This is a genomic window from Nocardioides sp., assembly GCF_035547795.1.
Taxonomy (GTDB): domain Bacteria; phylum Actinomycetota; class Actinomycetes; order Propionibacteriales; family Nocardioidaceae; genus Nocardioides.
Genome location: NZ_DASZUF010000124.1, coordinates 1 through 9,550, shown reverse-complemented (window position 1 = coordinate 9,550; position 9,550 = coordinate 1). Strand labels below are relative to the sequence as shown.

Annotated in this window: 8 protein-coding genes; 4 read left to right on the top strand and 4 right to left on the bottom strand. The window is 70.0% G+C overall.

Features of this window, described 5'->3' with window-relative positions:
- Positions 1–76 precede the first annotated feature (76 nt).
- Entirely contained in the window at positions 77–1,021 is a 945-nt protein-coding gene (locus VHA72_RS08600; RefSeq protein ID WP_325574244.1) for a hypothetical protein, read from the bottom strand.
- A 180-nt stretch (positions 1,022–1,201) separates the two neighbouring features.
- A complete protein-coding gene (locus VHA72_RS08595; RefSeq protein ID WP_325574242.1) occupies positions 1,202–2,599 on the bottom strand; it encodes a tyrosine-type recombinase/integrase in 1,398 nt (465 codons plus the stop codon).
- 150 nt (positions 2,600–2,749) lie between these two features.
- Here VHA72_RS08595 and VHA72_RS08590 point away from each other — a divergent pair, with 150 nt between their 5' ends.
- Positions 2,750–4,693: a thioredoxin domain-containing protein gene (locus tag VHA72_RS08590; RefSeq protein WP_325574240.1), complete on the top strand. Its 1,944-nt coding sequence runs from the start codon at positions 2,750–2,752 to the stop codon at positions 4,691–4,693.
- Between the two features lie 36 nt (positions 4,694–4,729).
- On the opposite strand, the gene trhA is transcribed toward VHA72_RS08590, so the two are convergent.
- Positions 4,730–5,488 (bottom strand): PAQR family membrane homeostasis protein TrhA, encoded by a 759-nt coding sequence (trhA, locus tag VHA72_RS08585; RefSeq protein WP_325574238.1) that lies wholly within the window; start codon positions 5,486–5,488, stop codon positions 4,730–4,732.
- A 65-nt stretch (positions 5,489–5,553) separates the two neighbouring features.
- Here trhA and VHA72_RS08580 point away from each other — a divergent pair, with 65 nt between their 5' ends.
- The 3 genes from VHA72_RS08580 (at position 5,554) to VHA72_RS08570 (ending at position 8,818) form a co-directional block, all read left to right on the top strand.
- Complete coding sequence (locus VHA72_RS08580; RefSeq protein ID WP_325574236.1) at positions 5,554–6,330, top strand: isoprenyl transferase; 777 nt, start codon at positions 5,554–5,556, stop codon at positions 6,328–6,330.
- Positions 6,331–6,603: 273 nt separating this feature from the next.
- A complete protein-coding gene (gene phoH2 / locus VHA72_RS08575) occupies positions 6,604–7,926 on the top strand; it encodes an RNA 5'-3' helicase PhoH2 (RefSeq protein WP_325574233.1) in 1,323 nt (440 codons plus the stop codon).
- A 178-nt stretch (positions 7,927–8,104) separates the two neighbouring features.
- Positions 8,105–8,818, top strand: a complete 714-nt coding sequence (locus VHA72_RS08570) for an aggregation-promoting factor C-terminal-like domain-containing protein (protein ID WP_325574232.1) — start codon at positions 8,105–8,107, stop codon at positions 8,816–8,818.
- A 107-nt stretch (positions 8,819–8,925) separates the two neighbouring features.
- Here the strand turns inward: VHA72_RS08570 and VHA72_RS08565 are convergent.
- The coding region (locus VHA72_RS08565) for a lyase family protein (RefSeq protein ID WP_325574230.1) at positions 8,926–9,550 on the bottom strand (625 nt) is incomplete at its 5' end.

Here is a 9,550-nt window from a genome sequence, read left to right as displayed (position 1 = left end):
ACCTACGCCTTATCGCCGCGTTGTCGACGAACTCGATGCCTACCAGGCCCCGTGGGGCGCAGGAACGTAAAGGCACTCAAGAGGCAGAGATGTCGTCGCCAGCTTCAGGAGTGGCGCCGGGGGATGGAATCTTCTCGGGAGGGACAGGTGTGCCGAGCGCGTAGACACGCCATCCTGGCGGGTCTACGTCGTGGCGGTATTGAAGGGTCATTATCTTGGCCGCCATCAGTGTGGGACCCGACACAAGGATGGCGTCACCGATGTTCTCGGGGAACTTCACATACGCAACGCCGGGAGCCGGGTAAGCGGGAAACGATGCCAGACCGTGCCCAGCGAGCAGTTCGCCGATCCCATCGAAGTTGCCCCAAGCGGGCAGCGACTCCGGTGTACAGAGCGATCGCAGCTGCGCTGTCCTGTCGGGGCTGATCGGGTCGCCGAGGACTGTCCAGAACGCCGCCGCAACCGAGATTGGATTCTCCAACGAGACGGGGCCGAACTTATCGAGCCCGACATCGTTGTCGTCGATCCGGGTGATCGACCTCCTCAGCCGACCACGCCAACGGCTAACGTGCCCATCGAAGTCGCGAAGCCACCATCGGTTCGCAGAGTCGCGAAACGAAACTTCCGCGACCAGGCGTCCTTCCACTTCGGTCGACCGGAGGACATCTTCGATGGGCCATGTCCATTCCGCGCCGGGGGGAAGCACTGGCTGAGTCGGAACCGCGAGCGGCCCAATGCTCGTCACTCGTCGGCCGAAGTGTCCGTAGCCAACCACGACCTGAGCATCGAACACCGGGTGTGCGCCAACGTTCTTCAAGACGACTGAGACTGTGCGGACAAGATCTCCACGGTCGCCTTGCTGATACCGGTCGTCTACCCAGACCGTGACGCCCTCGGCCGGCATTCTTCGGCGATCTTTCAACTGAAGTCCAAGGACCCAGGCCGACACCAGAAAGGCGAGGGCCGTTGCGCCGCTGCCGATGGCGCTCCAGGCAGCAGCGCTCCAGTGTGTCAAGTTCACCTGGCGGAGCGTAGACGAGCGCGGCAGGGCTCGCGCTTCCGAACGGCACAATCATCTGCTTCCGCCCGCTGCGTCCGTTCGCGGCGCCGGGAGGTCTGGCGGCGACGTCAAACGGTCGATGGAGCGTCATCGCCGGAAGATGGATGGTGACCTGAGTCATTCCGCCGCGTATGCAGCGCTTCATCGGGTCGAAAGCTTGCTGACCGAGTCGCGGAGTGCGTCCTCGCCGGCGCGGACGTAGTGGTTGAGGACCGTGGTGAGCTTGTCGCCGAGGTACTGGGCGACGACCTCCCAGGGCTCGCCGAGCTCCTCGTGGAACCACCTCGTCGCGGCGTGGTGGCGGAGGTTGCGGTAGACGATCGTCCTGGGCCAGGCGTTGTCGGGATCGTGCTCGTCGACCCAGCGGCGGACGCGGTGCCAGCGGTCGTTGTGCATCTCCGGCTTCACCGGCAGACCGGTGACGGTGTTGACGAAGAGCCACTGCTCCTCCTCGGGCGGGATGGGGCAGTTCCACCAGGTGAGGGTCGAGTCGCCGACGCGGAGCGCGAGCTTCGCGCGGCGCTGACGCTCCTCCTCCTGGGCGTTGAGCACCTGCTGCATCGACGCCGTCGGCGGCAGGACAAGCAGTTCCTTCACCCGCGGAAGCAGTTCGTCGATCATCAGCGAGCGGGGGAGGGGGACCTCGTGGATGACGTGGTTCTTCACCGGGCCGCGGAAGCCCGGCGCGTTGCGCGGGGTGATCCACGAGCCGTTGACCTGGACGTACCCGCGCTCGAAGAACACGTCGATCGCACGCAGGCCGTTCTGCTCGCCGAGCCGCAGGCCGCCGTACGCCGCGACGCGGATCTTGGTGCCGAACAGCGGCAGTCGTGTCATCAGCGGATCGGTGCCGTCAGGACCGCAGAGCGCATCGGCGCCACGGGCCATCGCCAGCACCTGTCGCGTCTCCGGACGGAGGCGCGGATCGATGTAGTGCGTCGTCGCCCCGTGCAGCACGGTCGAGCGGCCGATCTCGAGGCCGTCGATCGGGTCGATCGACCTGTCGAGCCAGCCCATCCGCCAGGCCAGCTTCCGCATCGCGGCCATGGCGCCGCGCAGATCCTCCTTGCCGCGCGTCGAGTGCAGGGTCGCCGACGCCCGCTCCATCACCTTGCGACTGTGCTCGACCCGCCACCGCCCGACCGGGACGTCTCCGATCGCGGGGATGATGTGGGCGTCGAGTCGCGACTGGCGACCCTCGATCGTGCGAACCGCCTTGCCGCGGGCCTGGCTGTCGGCGATGTACGCCGCGCCCAGCGCCGCGATCGTCTGAGTCGCCTTCTCCCTGGTGCTCGTTGGGGTGGGCTGCTCGGTGTCGAGCGCGGCCTCAGCCTGCGCGAAGATCGCACGGGCCTCCTCCTCGGTCGCCGCCCGGCGCAGCACCCGCCTCCACGGCTCGCCGTCGGCGGCCGGAGCCTTGAAGAGCACCTGGTAGCCGCTGGCGGTGGCGTACAGCCGCACCCGCCACGCCTGGCGGCCGCCGTCGAGCCGGCGCTCCTTGCCTTGGGCGAGGAGCGCCGACTTCCGCCGAGTCGGCATTCGCCGCTCCCTCCTAGGCTGGGGACAGGCACCCGAGAAACGAGCGCCGCGACCGGCTCATCGTAACCGCGATTGAGCGCGAGTTTGCATCACGGGTTTGTATCAGTGGGCCGATTTGATACGAACTCGCACTGGTGGAAGGTGGCAGCCATGGCCAACAGATTGGCCGGATCGACGAGTCCGTATCTTCAACAACATGCAGGTCAGCCCGTAGATTGGTACGAATGGGGGCCTGAGGCGTTTGAGGCTGCGCGGGCTCGAGATGTACCTGTCTTGTTGAGTGTTGGTTACGCCGCCTGTCACTGGTGCCACGTGATGGCGCATGAGTCTTTCGAGGACGAGGCCACGGCGGCGTACCTCAACGAGCACTACGTCGCCGTCAAGGTCGACCGCGAGGAGCGGCCGGACGTGGACGCGGTCTACATGGCGGCGACCACGGCGATGACCGGGCAGGGCGGCTGGCCGATGACCTGCGTGCTCGACCACGACGGCAACCCGTTCTTCGCCGGGACCTACTTCCCCGACCAGCCGCGGCACGGGCAGCCGGCGTTCACGCAGGTGCTGCAGGCGATCAGCGAGGCATGGCGTCAACGACGCGGCGAGATCGCGGACGTCGCGGCGAACGTTCGAGCGCATCTCGAGCGGCAGAAAGTGACCTCTCAACGGGCCGAAAGTGACTTCTCGGCGGAGGGGGTGGTGGAGCGGCTGGCGGGTGAGTTCGACGCGGCGGCGGGCGGGTTCGGGGGAGCGCCGAAGTTCCCGCCGTCGATGGTGCTGGAGTTCCTGCGGCGGGTGGAGGACCCGCGCGCCCGGCACATGCTGCAGCGCACCGTCGCGGCGATGGCCGGCGGTGGGATGTACGACCAACTCGGCGGCGGCTTCGCGCGCTACGCCGTCGACCGCGGTTGGGTGGTGCCGCACTTTGAGAAGATGCTCTACGACAACGCCCAGCTGGTCGGGCTCTACGCCCGCCTCGGCACGGCGCTCGGCGACCGCGTCGCCCGGGAGACGGCCGCGTGGATGATCCGCGAACTCGGCACCGCCGAGGGCGGCTTCGCCAGCGCGCTCGACGCCGACTCCGAGGGCGAGGAGGGCCGCTTCTACGTCTGGACCCCGGCGCAGCTGGTCGACGTACTCGGCGAGGAGGATGGTCGCTGGGCGGCGGCGGTCTTCGACGTGACCGACGCCGGGACCTTCGAGCACGGCACGTCCACGCTCCAGTTGCGGCACACCCCCGACGACCCCGAACGTCTCGCCCGGGTGCGGGCGGCGCTGCTGGCCGCCCGCGAGCGGCGGGTCCGCCCCGCGCGCGACGACAAGGTCGTGGCCGCGTGGAACGGCCTGGCGATTACCGGCCTGTGCGACGCCGGTCTGCTGCTGGACGAGCCGCGGTACGTCGAGGCCGCGCTCGCCGCCGGTGAGCTGCTGCTGCGCCTGCACGTCGACGGCGATCGGCTGCTGCGGGTCAGCCGCGACGGCGTCGCCGGCCGGCATGCCGGGGTGCTGGAGGACTACGGCTGCGTGGCGGGCGGGTTCCTCAGCCTGGTGCAGGCCACCGGGGACACGCGCTGGCTGACCGCGACGGCGCTGCTCGACCGGGCGCTGGCGGACTTCCGCGCCGAGGACGGCGGGTTCTTCGACACCGCCGCGGACGCGGAGTCGCTGCTCACCCGGCCGCGCGACCCCGGCGACAACGCCTCGCCGTCCGGCACCTCGGCGATGATCCACGCCCTGGTGGTCGCGCACGCGATCACGGGCGAGGGCCGCTACCGGCAGGCGGCCGAGGAGGCGCTGGCCACGGTGGGGCAGCTGATGAGTCAGGCGCCCCGGTTCGCCGGCTGGTCGCTGGCGGCCGCGGTCACGATGGCCGAGGGGCCGCTCGAGATCGCCGTGGTCGGCCCCGCCGGGCCCGAGCGGGACGCGCTTGCCGCTGCTGCCCGGCGCCGGCCCGGTGCGGTCGTACTGGTGGCGGACGGGCCGCGCGAGGACCTGCCGCTGCTGGCCGGTCGCACCGCGGTCGAGGGCCGCCCGGCGGCGTACGTGTGTCGGGGGTTCGTCTGCGAGCGGCCGGTCACCGATCCTGCGTTGCTGTGATGCTGTCGGTCGATGAGCATGCAGGCGCCGCGCAGCTCAGCGCAGCGAGTACGTCGCCAGCGACACCCCGGTGTAGTGCGCCGCGAACGCCAGGATCGTGAACGCGTGGAACACCTCGTGGAACCCGAACACCCGGGGCCAGGGGTTGGGTCGCTTGAAGCCGTAGACCACGCCACCCATGGTGTAGAGCGCGCCGCCGACGCAGATGAGCGTGAAGACCGCGACGCCGATGCCGACGCCGAGCGCGGTGGCGCCGGAGAAGAACGCGGGGATGAAGAAGATCGCCGACCAACCCAGCGCGATGTAAATCGGCACGTAGAGCCACCGCGGCGCGTCGGTCCACAGCACGCGGAACAGCACGCCGAGGACCGCGCCGCCCCACACCACCGACAGCAGCGTCCAACGGGCGGCGCCGTGCAGCAACAGCAGCGAGAACGGCGTGTAGGAGCCGGCGATCATCACCATGATGTTGGCGTGGTCCCAGCGCTTGAGCAGGTTGTGGACCCGAGGCGACCAGTGGCCGTTGCCGCGGTGGTAGACCGCCGAGACGGTGAACAGAAGCAGCGCAGCGGCGGTGTAGACCACCGCGCCGACCTCGGCCCGGGCGTTGGGCGCCAGCGCCATCAGCACGATGCCGGCGGCGAGCACCAGCGGGGCAGCCGCGAGATGCAGCCAGCCGCGCAGCTTGGGCTTGACCTCGGCGACCAACTCCTCGACCCGGTCGGTGATCCGGTCGGTGATCCGGTCGGAGAGGGAGCCCAGGCCGGGCCGGGCCCCGTCGGTCGTCTCGCTCATGGCGGAAAGGTACCCCGAGCGCGCAAACGCCGTGCCAGCAACGCCCGAACGCGTACCATCGAGACGTGGCGAGCTGGAAGGACGGTGTCCGTCGGGTGCTCTATCCGGCGTACGAGGCCCGGCTCGCCAGCCGCCTCGACCGGGACAACCTGCCCAAGCACGTGGGGGTCATGCTCGACGGCAACCGTCGCTGGGCCAAGGCGGTCGGCCGCGACACAGCCCACGGCCACCGCGCCGGCGCCGCCAACATCGAGCCGCTGCTGACCTGGTGCGACGAGATCGGCATCGAGGTCGTCACGCTGTGGCTGCTCTCCACCGACAACCTCAACCGCGCCGCCGAGGAGCTCGGGCCACTGCTGCAGATCATCGTCGAGGCGGTCGACTCGCTGGTCGACCAGCGGCGCTGGCGACTGCACCCGGTGGGCGCCCTGGACTTGCTGCCAGCGGACGTCGCCGAGCGGTTGAAGGCCGCCGAGGAGGCCACCCGCGCCGTCGACGGGATGCTGGTCAACGTCGCCGTCGGGTACGGCGGCCGCCGCGAGATCGCCGACGCGGTGCGCAGCCTGCTGCACGAGCACGCCGCGAAGGGCACCTCGCTGGAGGAGCTCGCCGAGGAGATCGACGTCGAGCACATCGCCGATCATCTCTACACCGCCGGCCAGCCGGATCCGGACCTGGTCATCCGCACCAGCGGCGAGCAGCGCCTGGGCGGCTTCCTGCTGTGGCAGAGCGCGAAGAGCGAGTTCTACTTCTGCGAGGCATACTGGCCCGACTTCCGCCGGGTCGACTTCCTGCGCGCGCTGCGCGCCTACGCGCAACGCGAGAGGCGGCTGGGGCGCTGAGCGTCCGGCGCCGCGGAAACGCAACGTTCACCTGGCAATCTCGGCGTGTTGCCCACGACGGGCGGGTACCGGTCGTACCTTCGAGACACCGGCGGGTGGGGAAGCCCGCCGTACCAGGAGGCCCGTTCGTGGATGCTCACGACTGCATCACCCGGCACGCCGCGTGCCGTGGTGAGGGAGGTCGGCACTCCGGCCTTCGGGTGACCCGGTCCGTTGCTGTGTGCTAGGGCCGGGGCGAAGAGTGCGCGCCGCGGCCCGTGAGGGGTGAGTCGCGTGGCCACCAAGCCTGCGAACCGCAAGAGCGTCCGAACCTACGTGCTCGACACCAGCGTGCTGCTCTCCGATCCGGGGGCGTTGCGGCGGTTCGCCGAGCACGAGGTCGTCCTGCCGGTCGTGGTCATCACGGAGTTGGAGGGCAAACGTCACCACCCCGAGCTGGGCTACTTCGCCCGAACGGCGTTGCGCCACCTCGACGAGCTGCGGGTGAAGCACGGCCGTCTCGACGAGGCGGTCCCGATCAGCGACGAGGGCGGCACCATCCGGGTCGAGCTCAACCACACCGACCCGTCCACGCTGCCCTCCGGGTTCCGGCTGGGTGACAACGACACCCGGATCCTCGCGGTCGCGTGCAACCTCGCCGCCGAGGGCAACGACGTCACCCTGGTCTCCAAGGACCTGCCGCTGCGGATCAAGGCGTCGGCGGTCGGCCTGACGGCCGAGGAGTACCGCGGCGAGTCCATCTCCGACTCCGACCCGGGCTACTCCGGCATGGCCGAGATCGAGGTGGGCGCCGCCGACCTCGACGAGTTGTACGACGACGGCGTCCTCGACCTCGACGCCGCCCGCGACCTGCCCTGTCACACCGGCCTGGTGCTGCTCTCCGACCGCGGCACCGCCCTCGGCCGGGTGGGCGCCGACAAGCAGGTGCACCTGGTCCGCGGCGATCGGGAGGCGTTCGGGCTGCACGGCCGCTCGGCCGAGCAGCGGATCGCGCTGGAGATGCTGCTCGACCCGGAGGTCGGCATCGTCTCGCTCGGCGGCCGCGCCGGGACCGGCAAGTCGGCGTTGGCGCTGTGTGCCGGCCTGGAGGCGGTGATGGAGCGGCGTCAGCACAAGAAGGTGGTCATCTTCCGGCCGCTGTTCGCCGTCGGCGGGCAGGAGCTGGGCTACCTGCCCGGCACCGAGTCGGAGAAGATGAGCCCGTGGGGGCAGGCGGTCTTCGACACCCTCGGTGCCGTGACCTCCCAGGACGTGGTCGACGAGATCCTCGACCGCGGCATGCTCGAGGTGCTGCCGCTGACTCACATCCGCGGGCGCTCGCTGCACGACTCGTTCGTGATCGTCGACGAGGCGCAGTCGCTGGAACGCAATGTGCTGCTGACCGTACTCTCCCGGATCGGCACCAACTCCAAGGTGGTGCTCACCCATGACGTCGCCCAGCGTGACAACCTGCGGGTGGGCCGGCACGACGGCGTCGTCGCGGTGGTGGAGAAGCTCAAGGGGCACCCGCTGTTCGCGCACGTCACCCTCACCCGTTCGGAGCGCTCGCCGATCGCGGCGCTGGTCACCGAGATGCTGGAGTCGGTCGTCGAATAGCTGAGACAGAAGTGATCGGTGGGGCTGCTGTGACAGCAGTGGCCCCACCGCTCGTCATTTCTTCCCCAACTTGTCGTGTTCGGTTTGCCTCGGGGAAGCGGGTCAGGCATGGTGGTCCGGGCTCTCCCCCAGGAGAGCCCGCCCGCGCCACTGAGCCGTCGACCCAGAGACGAGAGCCTTGTCGAAGCACGCCGCCTACGTCCCGAAGCATCGGGGTGCGGCTGAGCGACCCCTCGCCGATGCTCCCAAGAAGGCGCTGAAGACCACCTTCCTGCTCTCCGCGCTGGCCGTCGCCGGCACCGGTACGGCGGTGGGCGGCGGCGTGGTCCTCGCGGGCCACGGTCCCGCAGACACGGTCGCGCTGGACATGGCCTCTCCCGAGCACATGGCGTCGCAGGCACCCGCGGCCGCGCCGGCGTCGACGGCCCCGACCGCGTCCGGGCCGGCGTCCGGATCCGGCGTCGTACGCCGTGCCGACGTGGTCTCCCGCTCCGACAGCCGCGACCGCACCGACCCGGCCAAGACGGCCGCGCTCGACGTCGCCAGCGGAACCGCCGCGCGCGCCATCGTCCACACCGAGGACATGTCCAACGGCGACCCGAAGTCGATCGCCAGCGCGCTGCTCGGGGACTACGGCTGGAGCGGCAGCCAGTTCGGCTGCCTGGTCAGCCTGTGGGACCGCGAGTCGCACTGGCGGATCAACGCCGCCAACCCGTCCTCGGGCGCCTACGGCATCCCGCAGGCCCTGCCGGGCTCGAAGATGGCCTCGGCCGGCCCCGACTGGCGCACCAACGCCGAGACCCAGATCAAGTGGGGCCTGGGCTACATCCGCGACCGCTACGGCTCGCCGTGCGGCGCGTGGGGCCACTCCCAGGCCCACGGCTGGTACTGACGACGCCGTCGAGAGGTCACTTTCGGCGCATCGAGTGTCCAGTCGCTGGACACTCGACCCGCCGAAAGTGACTCTTCGACCGGCCAAAGGTGACCTCTCAACGCGGGTCAGGGGTGGGTCATGGACTCCACGTCGAGGGCCGCGTCCAGCTGCTCGAGGGTGATCTCGCCACGATCCACGAAGCCCATCGCCAGCACCGTCTCCCGGATGGTGGCGCCGTCGGCCAGCGCCTGCTTGGCGATCTTCGCGGCGGTCTCGTAGCCGAGGTAGCGGTTCAGCGGGGTCACGATCGAGGGTGAGGACTCGGCGTACGCGCGCATCCGGGCGGCGTCCGCGGTGATCCCGTCGACGGTGCGCCGCGCCAGCACGGTGGTGGAGGTCGACAGCAGCCGGATCGACTCCAGCAGGTTGCGCGCGATGATCGGCATCGCCACGTTGAGCTCGAAGGAGCCGGAGGCGCCCGCGGCGGTGATCGCGGCGTCGTTGCCGATCACCTGGAAGGCGACCATCAGCGTCGCCTCCGGCAGCACAGGGTTGACCTTGCCCGGCATGATGCTCGACCCCGGCTGCAGGTCGGGCAGGCGGATCTCGGCGAGCCCGGCGGTCGGGCCCGAGGACATCCAGCGCAGGTCGTTGTTGATCTTGATCAGGCCGACCGCGATCGTCTTCAGAACGCCGGAGAGCTCCACCAGCGAGTCGCGGGTGCCCTGCGCCTCGAAGTGGTTGCGCGCC